Genomic DNA, 19,233 nt, shown 5'->3' with positions numbered 1-19,233 from the left:
GGCTGGCATGCGATGTCAAAATGGCTGCGTAACATATGGGAAGATATCCCGGGGCCTCTGTCCCCGCGCCACCGGCATGTGCAGTGCGCCGCCCTGTGTACGCGCATCAACAACGGGCAACCCGAGGTCCTGCTGATTACAAGCCGAAACACGGGGCGCTGGATTATTCCCAAAGGTTGGCCGATCGACGGGTTGGACGGTGCGGGCACTGCCCGACAGGAAGCCTGGGAAGAGGCCGGTGTTCGGGCCATGTCGGTTGATCCGGACCCCATCGGACGCTTTACTTACGACAAGGTTCTGAAAGACGGCTCTGCACAACCGGTTCTGACCTGGATTTATCACCTTGAGGTGAAGGACTTGGCCGAGGACTATCCCGAGGTTGGGCAACGCAATCGGGTCTGGTTGTCCCCGGCCATCGCAGCTGAGCGTGTACAAGAGCACGAGTTGCGTGACTTGTTGCAAAAAATGTAACGCGTATTGCGGTGAAAACTCGGCACGCACCACCCGCCGACTGTCCGGTTTCAGACGGGCTTGCAAATTTCTCAGTTTCTTTCTGTTGCTAGGCTCTGATTTGATCCGGGCGCAAAGTCGTTTTATTGCCTTCGTGAATCAGACCAGCAACACGTGTGCATAACGGCGTCGCGACACCAGTTTCAGCCCCAAGGCGGATGATTTCGCCTTGCAGGCTGTCGATTTCGGTGGGGCGGCCTGCCATCACGTCATAGGCCATCGAGGTGCGTGCGCTGGGATCGATGGTCAGCATTTTTGCGGCGATGCGGGTGAACAGCGGTGTGGGCAGGCGCAGGATATGCGGTGTAATCCACACGGGCAGCGGGGTGGTTGAGGCTGCGGGAATATCGGCAGCCTTGAGCACGGCCAAAGCCTCGGCCATCTGATCGGCCATCAGGCGACGCCAGCCGCGGTCGCGCAGTTGCGCGTGCAGGGTCAGGCCGGAGAGCGCGTTCAGTGCGTTGTTGAGGTTTACCACCAGCTTGCCCCATTGGACCGTCTCGATCTCTGCGCTTTCCTGCACCGGCAGATCGGCTGAGGTGAGTTGTTCGGCCAGAGCTCCGGGGCCCGTTTCAATGATGATCTCGCCCGAGGTGGCGCGGTGGTATGTGGCCTGCCCCACCGGGACCACGTTGAAAGGGACCATGCCCGCGCGAACATCGCGGTTTGGCAGCGCGGCGCGCAGGGTCTGCGCATTGTTGAGCCCGTTTTGCCACGACAGAACAGGGACTTGGGGCGACGCGTGATCGACGATCAGCTTGGCCATCTGAGCCGTTGCGCCGGATTTCACCGTGACGATGATCAGGTCGGCGTCGGCAAGGCAACCTGGGTCTTCGCTCAGGATAAGGTGATCCGCGGGGATCGTTTTGCGCAGACCGGTGAAATCGGTGACCGTCAAACCTTGCGTAAGGATCGGGTCGAGGATGCGGGCACGGCCCAGCAGCGTCACGCGATGGCCCGCTGCCGCCAGCAATGCGCCACAATAGCAGCCGATGCTGCCTGCGCCCGCGATGACGATCTTCATTGTGCTCCCTCCGTTATCCGAAGGATCACCGGGTTCAGCGCATGAGACCAGCGTGACGTGAGGTCAGACGCGGGCGCGCCGTGGGCTGGTGCGCTCCAGCTCTTCCGAGATCGGGATGAATTCCTGGTCGTCGCCGGGCGGCAGATGGAAGGCCCCGTTGGCCCAATCGGCGGTTTTCCATTCGCGGGTGGCGGTTTCGATCTTCTCTTTCGAGGAGGACACGAAATTCCACCAGATATAGCGATCTTCGTTCAACGTCGCGCCGCCCAGCAGCATCAGGCGCGCGCCAAGCGGTCCGGCCTTGACCGAGAGGTGGTCGCCTGGGCGGAACACCATCATGCGGCCAGCCTCAAAGCTGTCTCCCGCGATCTCGACCGAGCCTTCGGTGACATAGACGCCGCGATCCTCGTGATTGTCGGGCAGCGGGAAAGACGCGCCCGGATCGAGTTGAACGTCGAGATAGAAGGTCTCGGACAGCATGGTGACCGGGCTGGTTTCGCCATAGGCCGAGCCGAGGATCAGGCGGGCGCTGACGCCAGCGTCCTGAATATGCGGCAGCGCGCCCTGTTTGTGATGTTCGAAATCGGGGGCCATGTCCTCGTGCGCTTCGGGCAACGCGATCCAGGTCTGGATGCCAAACAGCTTGTTCCGCATGGCGCGGGTTTCGTCGCTGGTACGCTCGGAATGGGTGACACCGCGCCCGGCGACCATCCAGTTGACCTCACCCGGATAGATCATCTGGTGGGTGCCGAGGCTGTCGCGGTGTTCAAACTCACCCTCATAGAGATAGGTCACGGTGCCAAGGCCGATATGCGGATGGGGGCGCACGTCGATGCCGCCTTCGGTGATGAATTCGGCCGGTCCCATCTGGTCGAAAAAGATAAACGGGCCAACCAGTTGCCGCTTGACCGAGGGCAACGCGCGGCGCACCTCGAAGCCACCGAGATCGCGGGCGCGAGGAATGATCAACGTGTCCAATGCCGGATTCTGTGACTGGCATTCGGGATTGTGGGTCGGGTTCCAACTCATTCCGGCTCTCCTGCAACACGGGCTATCACGTTCATATTTGCAGAATGTAGGGCAGTTTGGCGCAGATCAATTCGCATTGGCGCACATATTTGGTGCGGAACGCGCCGCTGCGTTCAGGATGCGGCCCGTGGCCAAAGCTGCGGGAAGAACGCGCCATCAATCCGGTCGCCCTCGCCATAGCCTGCGGCTTCGAACTGGGCGCGTTCATCCTTGGCCCAATCGCCGCGATAACGGATCACGCCATCCGGTGCCGTCATCCTGAGCGTGAAACGGCGCACTGTTTCGGTGGGCGTGACCGAGGACAGACCCCCATGCAGGGTGCGCATGTCGAAGAAGATGCAATCGCCCGGCTCCATATCCCATTGCAGCAGGTCATAAGCTGCCGGGTCGGCATTGATGTCGGGGGGCGGATGATAGGTCAGGCCCGCGACCTGCGCCGGTTCATAGCTGGGATGCCCATCGGCAAACCGCACGCGCATGAACAGCTTGTTCCACAGGTGAGACCCCTTGACGAAGGCGATGCCGTTTTCCTTGCTGACGGGTTCGAGCGGCAGCCAGAGCACGCACATCGTGCCTTCAAAATCGAAATAGGACAGGTCCTGATGGAAGGGCGGGCGCGAGGTTGATCCGGCCTCGCGCAGGAACCAGTTATCCATCACCAGGTTGATCGAAGGCGCGCCCAGAAGCTGCGCAGCCAGCGGTGCGCAGGGAGAGTTGAAGACGAAATCCCTAAATTGCGGAATTTTGTTCCAGGCCCAGAAATCTTCGAAATACGCAGGCGCCTGCGGGTCTTTGGTGTGCCGCGTCAGGTTATCGGTCGGGGTGGCGAGGTCTGCGTCGATGCCGTCGCGCAATTCGGCCAGCCAGTGATCGGTGAACTTGGCGCGCAGGACAACGGCCCCGTCGCGCTGAAAGGCGGCGATTTCTTTGGGACTTATGCGATCCGTAGGGGTCATGTCATTGGCCTTTAATGGCTGAAGGCAAGCTGCGTTCAGGATTGCAGCCGCCCCGGCCTGCGTCAAAGTAAATCACATTTCACAACCGAACCTCGGAATGCGCGGCAATCGTGCTATATTTTATCAACAGATGAGGTCGCTGAAAAAAGAGGGTTGCATGACCGGTTCATTACTCACGCGTCGTTCTTTGATCGCCGCGGGCGGGGCTGTTCTGGCTTCGGGGCTGATTGTTCCAGCGCGGGCCAGCGGAGTGGCGCCAACCCCGTCCATGCGGGGCGGGTCGAACAACTATCGCCCCGGTGCGCCAATTGTTGACCGCATCGGCGGTGGCGGGTTCTGGATGACCGGCACGGTACGCCGCGCGGGCGATGGTGCCCCCCTGCCCAGTCAGCGCATCCAGATCTGGGCGCATACCACCGAAGGGCATGAACGCGACGAACGCAGCCATGGCGCCACGCTGACGGATGCCAACGGAGAATTCCGGTTGGAGATGCCGCAGATCGTACCTGCATTCGGTCAGCCGCACGGGCATCTGGCCTATGACAGCGGCGAGTTCGAGACCGTGTTCCTGCGCCCCGTGATGTCGAGCGCGCGGGACAAGACGCTTGCCGCGCATTTCGTGTTGCAACCTGCCTGATAGGTGCCGACACGCGTTGCGATCTGGGCGGCTTTGATCGCCACCCTTCTGGTGCCGATCATCGCGGCGGCCTTCAGCCCCTATTTGGCGTGGCGTGAGCCGATTTATATCCTTGCAGGATTTGCGGGCATCATCGGGATGTGCCTGCTGCTGATGCAGCCCGTTCTGGCGGGGCGCTGGTTGCCGGGGCTGTCGCCCGTGACCAGCCGCCTTTGGCACAGATGGTGCGGTCTGGCCCTTGTCGCTGCTATCGTGATCCATGTTGGCGGGTTGTGGATCACAAGCCCGCCAGATGTTGTGGATGCCCTGCTGTTTGTGTCAGCCACACCGTTTTCCGCCTGGGGTGTCATCGCCATGTGGACCGGGTTCGGCGCAGCGGCGTTGGGGATTTTTCGTCAGCGCCTGAACCTGCGGTTCAGGGTCTGGCGGCTGGGTCATGCGTCATTTGCCACCGTGACCATTCTGGGCAGTGTCATTCACGCGCTGCTGATCGAAGGTACGATGGAGGTGATGACCAAGTTCGCCCTGTGCGTTCTGGTGGTGCTGGTGAGCGTCGGCACGCTCACCAAATTGCGGGTATGGGAGGTTCGGCGTCGTTGAAGCGCGGGGCACTTCAGACCCCGAGGCACCAACGCATGACCGCCTTTTGGGCATGCAGGCGGTTTTCGGCCTCATCAAAGATCACCGAATTGGGGCCATCCATGACCTCGGACGTGGCCTCTTCCTCGCGATGGGCGGGCAGGCAGTGCATGAACAGCGCGTCGGGTTTGGCATGTGACATCAGGTCGGCATTGACCTGATAGGGGCGCAGGAGGTTGTGGCGACGCTCTTTTGCGGATTGGGAATCATGCATCGAAACCCATGTGTCCGCGACCACGAGGTCGGCCCCTTCGACCGCCTTGTAGGCATCCCGTTCGACCACGATCTTCGAGCCTTTCTGGCGGGCAAAGCCCATGAACTCTTCCTCCGGGTCAAACTGGGCGGGGCCGGTGAAGGTCAGATCAAAGCCGAACTGACCCGCGGCATGCAGGAACGAGGCGCAGACATTGTTGCCGTCGCCCGTCCAGACCACCTTTTTGCCCGCGATCGGGCCGCGATGTTCCTCAAAGGTCAGCACGTCAGCCATGATCTGGCAGGGATGGGTGCGGTCGGTCAGGCCGTTGATCACGGGCACGTCCGAGTATTGGGCCATCTCGGTCAGAATGGTCTCATCAAAGGTGCGGATCATGATCATGTCGACATAGCGCGACAGGACGCGGGCGGTGTCGGCGATGGTTTCGCCGTGACCCAGTTGCATGTCCTTGCCGGACAGCACCATGGTCTGCCCCCCCATCTGGCGCACGCCCACGTCAAAGGACACGCGGGTACGGGTCGAGGGTTTTTCGAAGATCAGCGCAACCATGCGGCCCGCAAGCGGCTGTTCGTCGTCCGGGGCCGCTTTTGGGCGGCCGAGACGCGCCTGCTTCATGGCACCCGCCTGATCGATCATGGCCCGCAACGCCGTGGCGTCGGTTTTGTGGATATCGAGGAAGTGGTTCATATCATGTCGCTTTTGGCTAATGGCGCGTGGGGGCTGGCCCCCACACCCCCAGAGTATTTTGGAAAAGATGAAGGTCAGGCGGTGGCCAGAGTGGCCTCGACCTGCTTGGCGGTTTTCTCGAGGCGGATCAGCGCCTGGGCGATGTCATCTTCGGTCAGGGTGAGCGGCGGCAGCAGGCGGATCGCATTGTCGGCGGCCGGGATGGTGATGACCTCGTTGTCATAACCGGCGTTGACCACATCGATATTGGCGGGCTTGCATTTTAGGCCGAGCATCAGGCCGGATCCGCGCACCTCTTCGAACACGTCGGGATGTTCCGCGACCAGACCTTCGAGTTTCTGACGCAGCATCCCGGCCTTGCGGTTCACACCTTCGAGGAACGCGGGTGTTGCGACGTGATCCATCACCGCGCACCCCACGGCGCAGCCCAGCGGGTTGCCGCCATAGGTCGAGCCATGGGTGCCCGCGGTCATGCCGCTGGCCGCCTCTTCGGTGGCCAGCACGGCGCCGAGGGGGAACCCGCCGCCGATGCCCTTGGCGATCATCATGATATCGGGGGTGATGCCCGCCCATTCATGCGCAAAAAGCTTGCCGGTGCGCCCGACGCCGCACTGAACCTCGTCGAGGATCAGCAATAGGCCGTTATCGTCACAGATCTGGCGCAGGGCTTTGAGTTCGGCATCCGGCACCGGGCGAATACCGCCTTCGCCCTGAATCGGTTCGATCATGATCGCCGCGGTGTTTTCGGTGATGGCGTTGGTCACGCCGTCAAGGTCACCAAAGGTGACGTGCACAAAGCCGGGCAGCAGCGGGCCAAAGCCTTTGGTCATCTTCTCGGACCCGGCAGCGGCGATGCCTGCCGACGACCGCCCGTGGAAAGAGCCGCTGAACGTGATGATCTCGACCTTTTCGGGATGTCCTTTCTCGTAGAAGTACTTGCGCGCCATTTTCACGGCCAGTTCGCAGGATTCCGTGCCGGAGTTGGTAAAGAACACCGTGTCGGCAAAGCTGTGTTCGACCAGCTTGTCGGCCAGCGCCTGCTGCTGCGGGATGTGATAGAGGTTCGAGACATGCCACAGAGCGTGCGCCTGTTCCGTCAGGGCGTTGACCAGCGCCGGGTGCGCGTGGCCTAGCACGTTCACCGCGATACCCGCGCCGAGGTCGAGAAAACGTCGGCCATCCGCCTCGGTAAGCCAGGCGCATTCGCCCTTCACGAAAGTCAGGGGCGCGCGGTTGTAGGTCGGCAGAACGGACGGGATCATCGGATCATCCTTTTCAGGTAGTTGGAGCCCAAGTGAGTGATACACCGGGGCCGGGTTCGTCAACATCTTTGGTGGGGATTGCGCAGATTTCAAAGGCGCAAAGGATCAAAAGGCCGGTTACGCGGTCAGGCGTCGGCGTCGGAGGCGCAGGATATCGGCGGTTTTGATCATGCCGGGGCGTATAGCGGGATGTGGTCCACCTGAAAACCCCGTTTTTGCGAATATGTCAAAATTCAAGCCGGGGCCGGGATTTTGCTGCTTGCCATTTGCCCGGGGCTGGCGCACGGGTGAGCCATGACCCCGACGCGTCAGAACCCAGCCCTTGCGGCCCTGCTGATCCTTGCCGCAAGCGCCTTGCTGGCGGGCACGACGTTGCTGGCCAAGGCGTTGGGGACGGATGTTCTGGGCCCCGCCTTGCATCCGATGCAGATCAGCCACGGGCGATTTCTGTTTGCCTTTCTGGTGATCGTCACGGCGGTGGGCACTCTTCGTCCGCGCCTGAGCCGCCCGCATTGGGGTCTGCATGTCGGTCGCACGAGTTTCGGCTGGCTTGGCGTTACGCTTATGTTTGCGGCGGTTGCCTTTATACCGATCGCGGATGCCACGGCGATCTCGTTCCTGAATCCGGTCTTTGCGATGGTGCTGGCGATCCCACTTCTAAAGGAAGGCGTGGGCCCGTGGCGCTGGCTGGCCGCCATTGTTGCGCTGGTTGGTGCGCTGGTTCTGCTGCGTCCGACCCCGGCGAGTTTTCAGCCCGCCGCCTTGCTGGCCCTGACGGCGGCGGCGATCATCGGGATGGAGCTGATTTTCATCAAGAAACTGTCGGGTCGCGAGATTCCAATTCAGATTCTGCTGATCAACAATGCGATGGGGCTGACCATCGCCTCGGTCGCGGTGAGCTTTGTGTTCGAGATCCCAACGCCGCAGCAATGGGCGGCGCTTGCCGGGATCGGTGTGCTGATGGCGTGTGCGCAGGCCTGTTTCGTCAACGGGATGGCGCGGGCAGATGCGTCCTTTGTCGCTCCGATCAGCTATGCCACGCTGGTCTTTGCGGGCTTTTACGATTTCGCGGTGTTTGGCGTGATCCCGGACACGATCAGCATCGTGGGGTCCGCCATCATCCTGACCGGAGGTCTGATCCTGGTCTGGCGCGAGGCGCGGCAGCGTCAGGCCTTGAGCCGATAGCCCGTGCGCAGCATCTGCCAGGTCAGCGCCCCCACCAACAGAGTTGAGACTGTGCAAATCACCATGCCCAGCCACGGTGAACTGTCCGAGACGCCGATCATGCCATAGCGCAGGCCGTCGATCAGGTAGAAGACCGGATTCACATGGATCAGGCGGTTCAGCACCGGCGGCAGGGCCTGGACCGAGTAGAACGTGCCCGACAGGAAGGCCAAGGGCGTGACGATGAAATTGGTGATCGCCGCCATCTGATCGAATTTGTTGGCAAAGATCCCGGCGAAGAGGCCCAGCGCGCCCATGAAGGCACCGCCCAGAACCACAAAAATCAGGGCGATCAGGGGGTATTCCGGGACGATCCCCAGAACCAGCACCAATGCAAGTGCCACGACGAAGGCAATCATGATGCCTCGGGCGATCCCGCCGGCCAGATAGCCCAGCATGATCTCGAGCGGGGACAGGGGCGGCATCAGCGTATCGACGATGTTGCCCTGCACTTTGGCGATCACCATCGAGGAGGAGGTGTTGGCAAAGGCGTTCTGGATCACGGTCATCATCATGATACCGGGCGCCAGAAAGGTCAGGAACGAGACACCCATCACATTCGACCGGCTGGGTCCGATGGCAATGTTGAAGATCAGAAGAAACAGGCCCGCCGTGACCAGCGGGGCCACAAGGGTTTGCGTCCAGACCGCCATGAAGCGCAGCGTTTCGCGCTGTGCCAGCGTATAGAGGCCCATCCAATTCACCGCCCCAAAGCGGCGCGCGTCGTGATCCATGAGATTCTGCATGACCTGCCCTATAACTGATTCGAAGACCGCTTGTAACTCGGCCCACAGTGATTAGAATAGGGGGCTGAAACGAATTCCCAAGGCGGCCCGAATCCGGGGCCGCTTTCCGCTTTTGAAAGGCAAATGATGTCCTGGACTGACGAGCGTGTTGAGCTGCTGAAAAAGATGTGGGGCGAGGGCCAGTCGGCCAGCCAGATCGCCAAGGAACTGGGCGGTGTGACCCGCAACGCGGTGATCGGCAAGGTCCATCGTCTGGGCCTGTCGAACCGCGCCACCGGGGCCGCGCCCGCCAAGTCAGAGCCCAAGGAAAAGCCTGCACCCGCGCCCAAGGCAGAGGCCAAGCCCAAACCCGCGCCCAAGACCGAACCGGCACGCCCGACCCCGGCGCCCGATGCCAAGCCTGCCACCCCGGCCCGCCGCCAGATCATCCCGGCCGGTCAGCCCTTGCCGCCACAGCCTTCGGCCAACGAGATCAGCCCCGAGGCCCTGGCCAAGGTCAACGAGGTTGAGAAGAAGGCCAAGAAACTGACGCTGATGGAACTGACCGAGAAAACCTGCAAATGGCCCGTGGGCGACCCCGCGACCGAAGATTTCTGGTTCTGCGGCCTGCCTGTCGAGCCCGGCAAGCCCTATTGCGAGGCGCATGTGGGCGTGGCGTTCCAGCCGATGAGCTCACGCAGAGATCGTCGGCGGTAAGGCATTCCGAAAAGCACCAGATTTATGACGGTGCGCCATTTTCTAATTTGAGATTTTCGGCCGACCATTCAGCACAGCGCAGATGGTCGGTCGCTGAGTATTTTAGACCAAAGAGATTACGTTATCCGACCGCCACTCAAGTACAAGGCTTTGTTCTGTGCCTACGCAGCGCTGATCTTCGCTGCCTACATGCAGCCCATAGATCCGTATCTGTTCGACGCCGGCACGGACAAACACGCCATTCTTTTTCTCATTCAAGGCTTGCTTTTGTGCGTGTGGCTCATCCCCGCTATACCCGCATTCCTTGGCATTCTTGCCCTGCTTGGAATTTGTCCGATCCCGCGACTGCTTGCCAGAATTCTTGCGGGTGCTTCGGTCGTTCTGGGATTATTTCTGACAGTGTTATCCGGCGTCTTCGGACCGTTTACTGACACGCAGGCCTTTCACGGTGTCAGCTTGACCATTGCCATCGCCTCCAGCTTTCTGATCTGGTCTGGCCGCGATGGGAAACCACGACCGTCTTGGGCGGCAATGGCCGGAATATCGGTTGCGACCGTAGCAGCGCTTTGATCCCTTTTGACCGTTCCGGTGGTTCTGATCCAGTCGCGCTTGATTGCAGACGGGTCGCCCTACTGCATCGCCGAACACGCAGAAAACTCACCCGTCAAAGCCCTTCACGAACTACGTGGATTCGCGTTTTACACGACAAAAACCGGCTACAAAACAACGTCTGCATGGTACTTTCACGGATTGCTGGTGGTCGATCATCCTGAAGAACAACGCATCTATAACTGGTCGCCCCGACGATGGCGGTTTGATCGCATTGCCGAGCCCGACAGACTAATCAAGTCTGTCAGGAACGTGTGCACTCCGGACTAGGTTTACTGCGCCGGATGAGACGGCAAATCCGGCATCGGCACCCAATCGGGCAGATCCTCGGGCGAGACTGAAACGTGCAGCCGTTCTGACCTGTCCAGCCCCACACTCCGGTGCTTGCGCAACAGGAAAATCTTGCCCCAACCGCGCCAGGTACCCACGGATTGGGCGTGCGAGTCCGTAGGGTAGCGGTCACGCCATTTATCCGGCAATGGCAGACCGTGCTGTTCGGCCTTGTCCAGCATCCAAATCAACGAGATGTTGCTGAGGGGGCGGGCCTCTTCAAACCCGTTCAATTGTCCGCCGACATCCCCATGTGTTCCGCGAAACCAAACCTGCTCTACATGCCCCTCGAACTCGGGCGTGCAGGTCCACAGAATGGGTTCGAAAACCTCGCGCGTTTCGTCCAGCGCCAAGGCGTGATAGCCGTGGCGGATCGCCGGGCCAAGCTTGTGGTTGTGGAAGGCGTGACGCTCTTCGGCCCATCGCCAGAGCAGCGGCAGGCGCAGGCCCAGTGCCTTGACCGTGTCCCAGACACCCACCATCTCGATCGCGACATCCTCGTGGCAGAACATGCGGCTGAATTCCACGGCGGCTTCGCCTTGGGAATTGCATTCATAGTGACGATAGGCTTGCTTTATATTGCGCTCGGTCGCGTGCTCGGCCTGCAGCAGACCAACTTGGTCGATGACACCCGCCAGGCTGCGCACACCATATGCCCCGCGCGAATAGCCAATGAAGAAAATCCTGTCTCCGGGTTTGTATCGAGACGCTAGATACCCATAGGCACGCCGAATTTGCCGGTTGATCCCCCGCCCCATCATCACATCCAGCGAGGACTTCCAACTGTCCCACTGCACACCTGCTTCATAAAAGACCGAGACTTTGCTTCCCATTTCGCAGCACAGGCGAAGGGTCTGGCCTGCATGCGTTTCCCGGCCCGGTTCCAGCGTGGACATTGTGCCGTCAAGAATGATGACGTGACTGATCGGTTCGCGGCGGGGCGCCTCGGCAGAATGTTCGGATCTGAACGGCCGTCCGAGCCATCCCAGAACCTTTCTGCTTAGACGTGACAGAACCATATCTCGGCGCTTTCCAAATTCTGGGATGCGCATGACGTCACCGCCCGCCGCACCCCGCATTGACAGAGCGCCAGTCCAACCGCTTGTGCCGCAACCGACACCTTAACCATGCTGCCCACTGCTTCTCGGTCATTGGCGGTTGGCAAAACCAGCGCAGGGGTAAAGTCAATCATGGGTGTCTCAACCGCTGGGGGCAAGGCAAAATCCGGGCACGTTGCTGTGATCCGTTGCCCTCGCGCATCAAGACTAATGTCAGCAACGAAACAATAACGCGCGCCATGGCTGCTTTGTGCCTATTAGGCCCATCGGTCCATACCCAATTGATACTGCATTGGAAATCATAGCCCTTGCGGAACGAGATCGGTCATTCAGGTTCGCCGCAAGGGGACATCACCAATTTGGCAACAGGTCCGGGCATTCAACCCCATCGCGTCTGTGTCCAAACCGGAACTCGGCTTTTTGAGGTCGGTGGTATCATTGGCCTTAAAGCAACAAGGGGACACGTTGGCAGTGTTTCATTTTCACTGTGTACCAGGCCCGGTGCCCGCCGGAGCGACGCGCCGGTTCCAAACGCGCCAGAGCCTGCACACCCGGCGGCGGGTTGCGTGCGCGCGGCCCCTTCCCCTTCCTGCACGCATTCGTTATTGCAGGCGCTGACCCGAGAGTGATGACGCAGGACGCACCCCATGGCGATGGAAAAGACATTCAACGCAGCCGAGGCCGAGGCCCGTATTTACGAGGCCTGGGAACAGGCCGGAGCCTTCAAGGCAGGCGCGAACAAATCGCGCGACGAGAGCTTTACCGTCATGATCCCGCCCCCCAATGTGACAGGGGCGCTGCATGTGGGGCATGCGTTCAACAACACCTTGCAGGACATTCTGATCCGCTGGCACCGGATGCGGGGGTTCGACACCCTTTGGCAACCCGGTCAGGACCACGCGGGCATCGCCACCCAGATGCAGGTGGAAAAGATGCTGATGCTGACGCAGCAACCGGGCCGGCGTGAGCTGGGGCGCGAGAAATTCCTTGAGAAGGTCTGGGAGTGGAAGGGTGAATACGGCGGCACCATCATCGAGCAGCTGAAACGGCTGGGCGCGTCCTGCGACTGGTCGCGCAACGCCTTCACCATGGCCGGGGCAAAGGGCGACCCGCGCACCGGGCACGAAAATTCTGCGAATTTTCACGACGCGGTGATCAAGGTTTTCGTCGACATGTACGAAAAGGGCCTGATCTATCGCGGCAAGCGGTTGGTCAACTGGGACCCGCATTTCGAGACCGCGATCTCGGATCTGGAGGTCGAGAATATTGAGGTCGCCGGGCATATGTGGCACTTCAAGTACCCTTTGGCGGGCGGTGAGACATATGAGTATTTGGAAAAAGATGAAGATGGGAATGTGATCTTCCGCGAAGAGCGGGATTACATCTCCATCGCCACCACGCGCCCCGAAACCATGCTGGGTGACGGTGCGGTTGCAGTTCATCCATCGGATGAACGATATGCGCCAATCGTCGGGAAGCTCTGTGAAATTCCGGTTGGTCCGAAAGAGCATCGCCGTCAGATTCCGATCATCACAGATGAATATCCTGACCCCGATTTCGGCTCGGGCGCGGTGAAGATCACCGGCGCGCATGACTTTAACGACAATATGGTGGCCAAGCGTGGCGGCATTCCGATGTACCGCCTGATGGATACCAAGGGAGCGATGCGGGCCGATGGCGCTCCGTATGCCGAAGCGGCGGGTCTGGCGCAGGAATATGCCCGCGGCAAAGAGTTTACCGAGAACGAGATTGACGCGATCAACCTTGTTCCCGATCACCTGCGGGGGCTCGATCGGTTCGAGGCGCGTGAGCTAATCGTTAAGCAGATCACCGAAGAGGGTTTAGCGGTGATGACCGATGCTGACGACCCAGACACATCTCTTCCACGTGTTTCAATACCGGAGCGCAAAAAGAAGGAAGAACTGGGTGTTTGGGAGGACCCGGACGGAAGATACTATGTTTTTGCGTCGGTATCGGACGCCATACAGGCCGCCCAAACTCACTATGAAGGTTCATTGGTCAAGTTTGACGAGGAACTTTCGGGCGAAGATGGTTTCTACGACCCGTTAAGCAAGAAAGACATTGTGGCACTCCGCAAGGCATATCCGAAAGTCGAAAACAAGCCGATCATGCAGCCGTTCGGCGACCGCTCGAAAGTGGTGATCGAGCCGATGTTCACCGACCAGTGGTTTGTCGACGCCGAAAAGGTCGTCGGCCCCGCGCTGGACGCGGTCAAGGACGGCACGGTCAAGATCATCCCCGAGTCGGGCGAGAAGACCTACTACCACTGGCTGGAAAACATCGAGCCCTGGTGCATCTCGCGCCAGTTGTGGTGGGGGCATCAGATACCGGTTTGGTATGGGCCCAAGAAGGATGCTTCGAATTCTCTTGGCGTTGACTATACTTCCGGCGAACTAGTTCCATTCTGTGGCGCTACTTTCGATGATGCGGCAAGCGCCGCTCGGGAATACTATGGTGTTTCGAGCGTGCGTGAGTTCTTCGAAGACCAGACGACCTCACTTGATCCGTCTGAAGTGCACCCAAACGTCCAAAGCAACGCTTGGCAAGATGAAGCTTTTGCAACGGCTGTAGAAGGTGGTCGCGATTTCGTTTTGCTCAAAAGAGACCCCGACGTCCTCGACACCTGGTTCTCCTCCGGTCTCTGGCCCATCGGCACGCTCGGCTGGCCCGAACAGACCGAGGAGCTAAAGCGCTACTTCCCGACGGATGTCCTCGTCACCGGCTTCGACATCCTGTTCTTCTGGGTCGCCCGGATGATGATGATGCAACTGGCCGTGGTGAACGAGGTTCCGTTCCACACCGTCTACCTGCACCAACTCGTCCGCGACGAGAAGGGCAAGAAGATGTCCAAGACCACCGGCAACGTCATCGACCCGCTTGAAATCGTGGACGAGTTCGGTGCGGATGCGCTGCGCTTTACCAACGCCTCGATGGCGGCGATTGGCGGCGTTCTGAAACTGTCGCGTGAGCGTATCACCGGCTATCGCAACTTCGGCACCAAGCTGTGGAACGCCGTCCGCTTTGCCGAGATGAACGAGGTCTTCACCGACACCGTGCCGCGACTGGACGTGGCCGACCTGAAACCCAAAGCCGCCGTGAACCGCTGGATCATCGGCGAAACCGCGCGCGTGCGGGAAGAGGTCGACGCGGCGCTGGAAAGCTATCGCTTCAACGACGCGGCCAACGGGCTTTATGCCTTTGTCTGGGGCAAGGTCTGCGACTGGTACGTGGAACTGTCGAAACCCCTGCTGCAAGGCGACGACGCCGAGGCTCAGGCCGAAACCCGCGCCACAATGCGCTGGGTTCTGGATCAGTGCATGATCCTGCTGCACCCGATCATGCCTTTCATCACCGAGGAGCTCTGGGGGCTGACCGGCGCCCGCGCCAAGATGCTCGTACACGCCGACTGGCCAACCTACGCCGCCGCCGACCTGATCGACGCGGAGGCTGATCGTGAGATGAATTGGGTGATCTCGGTCATCGAAAACACCCGCTCGGCACGCCAACAAATGCGCGTTCCTGCTGGTCTATACGTCCCGATGCTGGTCACTGAAATCGACGCGCACGGACAGGCGGCGTGGGATCGCAACGAAGCGCTGATCAAACGCCTGGCGCGGATCGACAGCCTGACCAAGGCGGACGAACTGCCCAAAGGCACTATCTCGATCGCCGCCCCCGGCGCATCCTTTGGCCTGCCGCTCGCCGATATCATCGACATCGGCGCCGAAAAGGACCGGCTCGAGAAAGCCAAGGGCAAACTGGCCAAGGAACTCGGCGGTCTGCGTGGGCGTCTAAACAACCCCAAATTCGTGGCCTCCGCCCCGGAAGAAGTAGTTGAAGAGGCCAAAGCCAACCTCGCCGCCCGCGAAGAAGAAGAGGCGAAACTGAACGAGGCGCTTGCCCGTCTCGCAGAAATCGCTTGATCTTCATCTTTTCACAAATACTCAAATCCAAACCCCTCCGCTAAACCAGGCCGAGGGGTTTTTTCTTTATCCTCATGGCTTTCCCCTTGTTCCCGCCACCCTGCGCTTGCTAGCACTCCGGCACAGTAATACTTCCGAGGCCCCGATGGCGCGACCTTTCCCTCCGATGCAAACCGTCTCGACCGGGCTGGTCGTGGCGATTGTCGGGTTCTTCAGCTCGTTCCCGATCGTCCTGCAGGGGCTGAGCGCGATGGGGGCGTCGCGGGCCGAGGCCGCTTCGGGTCTGATGAGCGCCGCCATCGCCATGGGCCTTGCCGCCATCGTCCTGAGCCTGTGGTACAAAGTGCCGATCAGTGTTGCCTGGTCGACGCCGGGCGCTGCCTTGCTGGCCGTATCCGCCGCGCCGGTCGAGGGGTTTTCGGGCGCGATTGGCGCATTCCTCTGCGCCGGGGCACTGACCGTTCTTGCAGGGCTGTGGAAACCGCTCGGGCGCTTGGCGGCGGCAATCCCCACGACGCTGGCGCAGGCGATGCTGGCAGGCGTTTTGCTGCCGCTCTGCCTCCTGCCCTTCAAGGCGGCGATCGAGATCCCGGGACAGGCGCTGCCGGTGATCGCGACATGGTTCATCGCAGGCCGCATCAACCGGCTTTTTGCCGTTCCGGCGGCTGTGATCGCAGCAGCTATTGTCGTCACGCTGAGCGCCGGAAGGGCGCAGGTGATGCCGGAACACCTGATCGCCGCCCCGGTCTGGACCACGCCCACATTCTCGGTCGCGTCCGCAATCGGGATCGGCGTGCCGTTGTTCATCGTCACGATGGCCACACAGAACATCCCCGGCGTCGCGGTCATGCGCAGTTTTGGCTATACGCCGGCTCCCGGACGGCTGTTTTCGGCCGTGGGCGGCGCAAGCCTGCTGTCCGCCCCGTTCGGCGCACCCGCCACCTGTCTGGCCGCGATCACCGCCGCGATGTGTTCGAACGAAGACAGCCATCCCGACCCGGCGCAGCGCTATTGGTCCGCCATCATGGGCGGCGTGTTCTATTGCCTCTTTGGTGTGTTCGCGGTGGCCATCACAGGTTTTGCCGCCCATGCTGACCCCCTGCTGATGGGGACGCTGGCCGGGGTTGCCCTGATCGGCGTTATGGCCAATTCCATGCACGCCGCGCTGGACGTGGCGGCGGAGCGCGAGGCGGCGATCCTGACGCTGGCGATCACCGCGTCGGGCATCACCGTTTTCGGGCTGGGGGCTGCGGTCTGGGGTCTGCTGGCCGGTGGCATTGCGCTTCTGGTGGCAAAGCGGATGCGCTAGACGCTTTCGCAAACCCGCAGCGGGCGGTATGATCCGCGCATGTTCGGATCGCTTGGAAAACTGGTGGAGCGCCAGATCAGGAAGGCACAGGCCGAAGGTCAGCTTGAGGGCCTTGAGGGTGAAGGTGCGCCCCTGCCCGACCGCTCGGGCGAGGCGCAAAGTGATCCCGCCATCGCCGCCGGTCACCGGATCATGGCGCAGGCCGGGGTTCTGCCCGAGGAATTTGACATCAAGAAAGAGCTGGACGCGGCCCGCAAAGGCTATGCCGCGCTGACCGATCCCGAGGCCCGCAAGGCGGCAATGGCGCGGATCGCCGACCTTGAGATGCGCTATAACATGGCGCGCGATGCGCGGCGGGCCTTTCTGCGCTAGGGCGGTTTGCGCGCTTACTTGAACTCGGGCTTGCGGCCCTGCATTTGGGCCATCACAACCTCCATCTGATCCGGTTTGCCGATCAGGTCCACCTGCTCGGAGGATTCAGCCAGCAAGACGTCGGCGCGGTCACGCGATTCGGCCACCTCGATCAGCCGCTTGGCAGCACGGATGGCGGACGGGCTTTTCCCGGCGATATCCTCGGCCAATGCAAGCGCTTCGGTCAGCGGATCATCCGAGAGTTTTGTGACCAGACCCCAATCTGCGGCTTGCGGTGCGCCGATGGGACGGGCGGTATAGGTCAAAAAGCGCAGCACGTCCGAGCGCACGAGGTTCGGCAGCAGGACCATGCCGCCCATATCGGGAATGATGCCCCATTTCATCTCCATCACCGCCAGTTTGGCCTCGGGTTGCGCGATGCGGATATCCGCCCCCAGCGCGATCTGAAGCCCGCCGCCGTAAGCCACACCCTGAATGGCACAGATCACCGGGACCGGGACGCGCCGCCAAATCATGGCAAGCTCCTGCATCTCGTTGGCGTCCTCATAGCTGCGCGTCATCAGCCACTCGGTCGGGTCGGTGTGCGCCATACTGGCAAAACTGGCCATGTCCAGCCCGGCGCAAAAGCTTTTGCCCTCACCCGACATCACCACCGCGCGGATGTCAGCGGCGGCGACCTCTTGCCCCGCGGACAGGATCGCCTTGATCATCGCATCGTCCAGCGCGTTCATCTTGTCGCCGCGGGTCAGCGTGACATGGGCGATGTGGTCTTTGTACTCGATAGAAACGCGTGACATGGGGCCTCCGGTTCGTGACTTCTGTTGCGATCATGCCAGCTTGGGGTCAGCAGCGCCATCACGACGTCAGGGCAGATCAGCCGCAGGCATCCGTCCGAACCACGGAGAATCGAGGGTCATCACATAGAACTGATCCCCGATACGCTGACCAGCCGTGGAGATCCCCAGCCGTCCATCGGGGTCCTGTAATGTACGCAGGATCGTTCCATCGCCATCGAACTGCACCATCATGCCGCGATGAATCGGCGCGGGTCGCACCATTGGACCCAGCCGCCAGATCACCTTGCGCAGGAACGGATAGGGCAGCAGTTTTTCCGAAGGCACGCGCGGGCTGGCAAAGGCCATCCAATAGGTGCCGTCTGCTTGCGCCTTGATGTTGTCGGGATAGCCCGGCAGGTTATCCAGAAGAACCTCTTGCGTTCCGGCCTTGGGGCCGGTCAGCCACAGCTTGTGTACCCGTGCCCGTCCGGTTTCGGCGATCAAAAGGAAGTCTTCTTCCGGTGAAAGCGCAATGCCGTTGGTATAGACAAAGCCATCGGCGATCTTCTCGGCCCCACCATCGGGCGAATACCGGGCGACGTAGCCGGTTGGGGATTGCTCCCAGATTGCAAGGACCGACGTGGGTTTGGTGCCCCCCATCGTCTTGGGGTCAAAGCGATCGGTGGAATTTGAGAAATAGACCGTTCCATCCCGCGCCACGTCGAGATTATTCGCATAGATCACGGGCACGCCGTCGATTTCCGAAACCAACGTTTCCAGCGTTCCCGGCCCGGTCCAGCGCATCAGCCCCCGAAAGCTGTCCGCGATGTAAAGCGCGCCATCTGGTCCGGCGCGCAGGCCGAGCGGGCGGCCCTGCAAGCGGTCGACCTCGACCGGCTGATCCCCGTCGATGCGGTAGAGAATACCCGAGAGACTGGTGGTGTAGACGCTGCCATCCGGCAGCACCGCAACATCCTCGGGCCCAATCTCTGCGTCCGGGAGGGTGATCAGCTGAAGCGCGTCAAGGTGCCGATTTTCGGCAAAATCGCCGGTGAAGCCCGGCGGGTCCGGCATCCGGTGTGCAACCGGGTCAACCGGGACCGGCCAGAAGACCAGATAGGCAAGTCCGATAACGACAAGTCCCAGTAGATAACGCATGATACCTCCGACCCGCTTCTTGCAGGCACCCTGACCGTGATTGCGCGCTGGTG

At 61.0% G+C, this 19,233-nt stretch carries 19 protein-coding genes; 10 read left to right on the top strand and 9 right to left on the bottom strand.

Annotated features, from left to right (window positions below):
• The first annotated feature begins 12 nt into the window (after positions 1-12).
• Entirely contained in the window at positions 13-471 is a 459-nt protein-coding gene (locus RA28_RS19405; protein ID WP_039532361.1) for an NUDIX hydrolase, read from the top strand.
• 88 nt (positions 472-559) lie between these two features.
• On the opposite strand, the gene RA28_RS19400 is transcribed toward RA28_RS19405, so the two are convergent.
• From RA28_RS19400 to RA28_RS19390, 3 genes are all read right to left on the bottom strand, one after another.
• A complete protein-coding gene (locus RA28_RS19400) occupies positions 560-1,534 on the bottom strand; it encodes a 2-dehydropantoate 2-reductase (RefSeq protein ID WP_039532359.1) in 975 nt (324 codons plus the stop codon).
• A gap of 63 nt (positions 1,535-1,597) precedes the next feature.
• Positions 1,598-2,563, bottom strand: a complete 966-nt coding sequence (locus RA28_RS19395) for a pirin family protein (RefSeq protein ID WP_039532356.1) — start codon at positions 2,561-2,563, stop codon at positions 1,598-1,600.
• Positions 2,564-2,676: 113 nt separating this feature from the next.
• Positions 2,677-3,519, bottom strand: a complete 843-nt coding sequence (locus RA28_RS19390) for a phytanoyl-CoA dioxygenase family protein (protein WP_039532618.1) — start codon at positions 3,517-3,519, stop codon at positions 2,677-2,679.
• A 157-nt stretch (positions 3,520-3,676) separates the two neighbouring features.
• Here RA28_RS19390 and RA28_RS19385 point away from each other — a divergent pair, with 157 nt between their 5' ends.
• Both RA28_RS19385 and RA28_RS19380 read left to right on the top strand, forming a co-directional pair.
• On the top strand, positions 3,677-4,156 hold the full coding sequence (locus tag RA28_RS19385) for a twin-arginine translocation pathway signal (protein WP_039532616.1): 480 nt from the start codon (positions 3,677-3,679) through the stop codon (positions 4,154-4,156).
• 3 nt (positions 4,157-4,159) lie between these two features.
• Positions 4,160-4,756 (top strand): ferric reductase-like transmembrane domain-containing protein, encoded by a 597-nt coding sequence (locus tag RA28_RS19380; RefSeq protein WP_039532353.1) that lies wholly within the window; start codon positions 4,160-4,162, stop codon positions 4,754-4,756.
• A gap of 13 nt (positions 4,757-4,769) precedes the next feature.
• Here the strand turns inward: RA28_RS19380 and argF are convergent, their stop codons facing one another.
• Both argF and RA28_RS19370 read right to left on the bottom strand, forming a co-directional pair.
• The gene (gene argF / locus RA28_RS19375) at positions 4,770-5,696 is read right to left on the bottom strand and encodes an ornithine carbamoyltransferase (protein ID WP_039532350.1); all 927 of its coding nucleotides are present in this window, start codon (positions 5,694-5,696) and stop codon (positions 4,770-4,772) included.
• 74 nt (positions 5,697-5,770) lie between these two features.
• Positions 5,771-6,958, bottom strand: a complete 1,188-nt coding sequence (locus tag RA28_RS19370; RefSeq protein WP_039532614.1) for an aspartate aminotransferase family protein — start codon at positions 6,956-6,958, stop codon at positions 5,771-5,773.
• A gap of 294 nt (positions 6,959-7,252) precedes the next feature.
• Here RA28_RS19370 and RA28_RS19365 point away from each other — a divergent pair, with 294 nt between their 5' ends.
• The gene (locus tag RA28_RS19365; RefSeq protein ID WP_039532348.1) at positions 7,253-8,143 is read left to right on the top strand and encodes a DMT family transporter; all 891 of its coding nucleotides are present in this window, start codon (positions 7,253-7,255) and stop codon (positions 8,141-8,143) included.
• On the opposite strand, the gene RA28_RS19360 is transcribed toward RA28_RS19365, so the two are convergent.
• Positions 8,125-8,928: an ABC transporter permease gene (locus tag RA28_RS19360; RefSeq protein ID WP_039532346.1), complete on the bottom strand. Its 804-nt coding sequence runs from the start codon at positions 8,926-8,928 to the stop codon at positions 8,125-8,127. The genes RA28_RS19365 and RA28_RS19360 overlap by 19 nt on opposite strands.
• A gap of 126 nt (positions 8,929-9,054) precedes the next feature.
• On the opposite strand from RA28_RS19360, the gene RA28_RS19355 reads away from it, so the two are divergent.
• The 3 genes from RA28_RS19355 to RA28_RS19345 all read left to right on the top strand — a co-directional run bounded on the left by RA28_RS19355 (position 9,055) and on the right by RA28_RS19345 (position 10,503).
• Entirely contained in the window at positions 9,055-9,624 is a 570-nt protein-coding gene (locus tag RA28_RS19355; RefSeq protein ID WP_039532612.1) for a GcrA family cell cycle regulator, read from the top strand.
• A gap of 189 nt (positions 9,625-9,813) precedes the next feature.
• Positions 9,814-10,194: a hypothetical protein gene (locus RA28_RS19350; RefSeq protein WP_039532340.1), complete on the top strand. Its 381-nt coding sequence runs from the start codon at positions 9,814-9,816 to the stop codon at positions 10,192-10,194.
• A 6-nt stretch (positions 10,195-10,200) separates the two neighbouring features.
• Complete coding sequence (locus tag RA28_RS19345; protein WP_152612110.1) at positions 10,201-10,503, top strand: hypothetical protein; 303 nt, start codon at positions 10,201-10,203, stop codon at positions 10,501-10,503.
• A gap of 2 nt (positions 10,504-10,505) precedes the next feature.
• Here the strand turns inward: RA28_RS19345 and RA28_RS19340 are convergent, their stop codons facing one another.
• A complete protein-coding gene (locus tag RA28_RS19340) occupies positions 10,506-11,582 on the bottom strand; it encodes a DUF2235 domain-containing protein (RefSeq protein WP_039532611.1) in 1,077 nt (358 codons plus the stop codon).
• Positions 11,583-12,268: 686 nt separating this feature from the next.
• Here RA28_RS19340 and RA28_RS23020 point away from each other — a divergent pair.
• The 3 genes from RA28_RS23020 (at position 12,269) to RA28_RS19325 (ending at position 17,246) form a co-directional block, all read left to right on the top strand.
• A complete protein-coding gene (locus RA28_RS23020; protein ID WP_039532335.1) occupies positions 12,269-15,565 on the top strand; it encodes a valine--tRNA ligase in 3,297 nt (1,098 codons plus the stop codon).
• Between the two features lie 145 nt (positions 15,566-15,710).
• Positions 15,711-16,874, top strand: coding sequence for a benzoate/H(+) symporter BenE family transporter (locus tag RA28_RS19330; protein ID WP_039532333.1), 1,164 nt, complete (start codon positions 15,711-15,713; stop codon positions 16,872-16,874).
• A gap of 39 nt (positions 16,875-16,913) precedes the next feature.
• Positions 16,914-17,246 (top strand): DnaJ family domain-containing protein, encoded by a 333-nt coding sequence (locus RA28_RS19325; protein ID WP_039532331.1) that lies wholly within the window; start codon positions 16,914-16,916, stop codon positions 17,244-17,246.
• A 14-nt stretch (positions 17,247-17,260) separates the two neighbouring features.
• Here RA28_RS19325 and RA28_RS19320 read toward each other — a convergent pair whose 3' ends face one another.
• Positions 17,261-18,043 carry a crotonase/enoyl-CoA hydratase family protein gene (locus tag RA28_RS19320; RefSeq protein WP_039532330.1) on the bottom strand — a complete coding sequence of 261 codons (783 nt, stop codon included), beginning with the start codon at positions 18,041-18,043 and terminating at the stop codon, positions 17,261-17,263.
• Between the two features lie 66 nt (positions 18,044-18,109).
• Positions 18,110-19,180 carry an SMP-30/gluconolactonase/LRE family protein gene (locus tag RA28_RS19315; RefSeq protein WP_039532609.1) on the bottom strand — a complete coding sequence of 357 codons (1,071 nt, stop codon included), beginning with the start codon at positions 19,178-19,180 and terminating at the stop codon, positions 18,110-18,112.
• Positions 19,181-19,233: the final 53 nt, after the last annotated feature.

The organism is Ruegeria sp. ANG-S4 (assembly GCF_000814005.1).
Lineage (GTDB): Bacteria > Pseudomonadota > Alphaproteobacteria > Rhodobacterales > Rhodobacteraceae > Ruegeria.
Note: the sequence above shows the minus strand (reverse complement) of the source record. Positions and strands in the feature narration are given on the sequence as shown.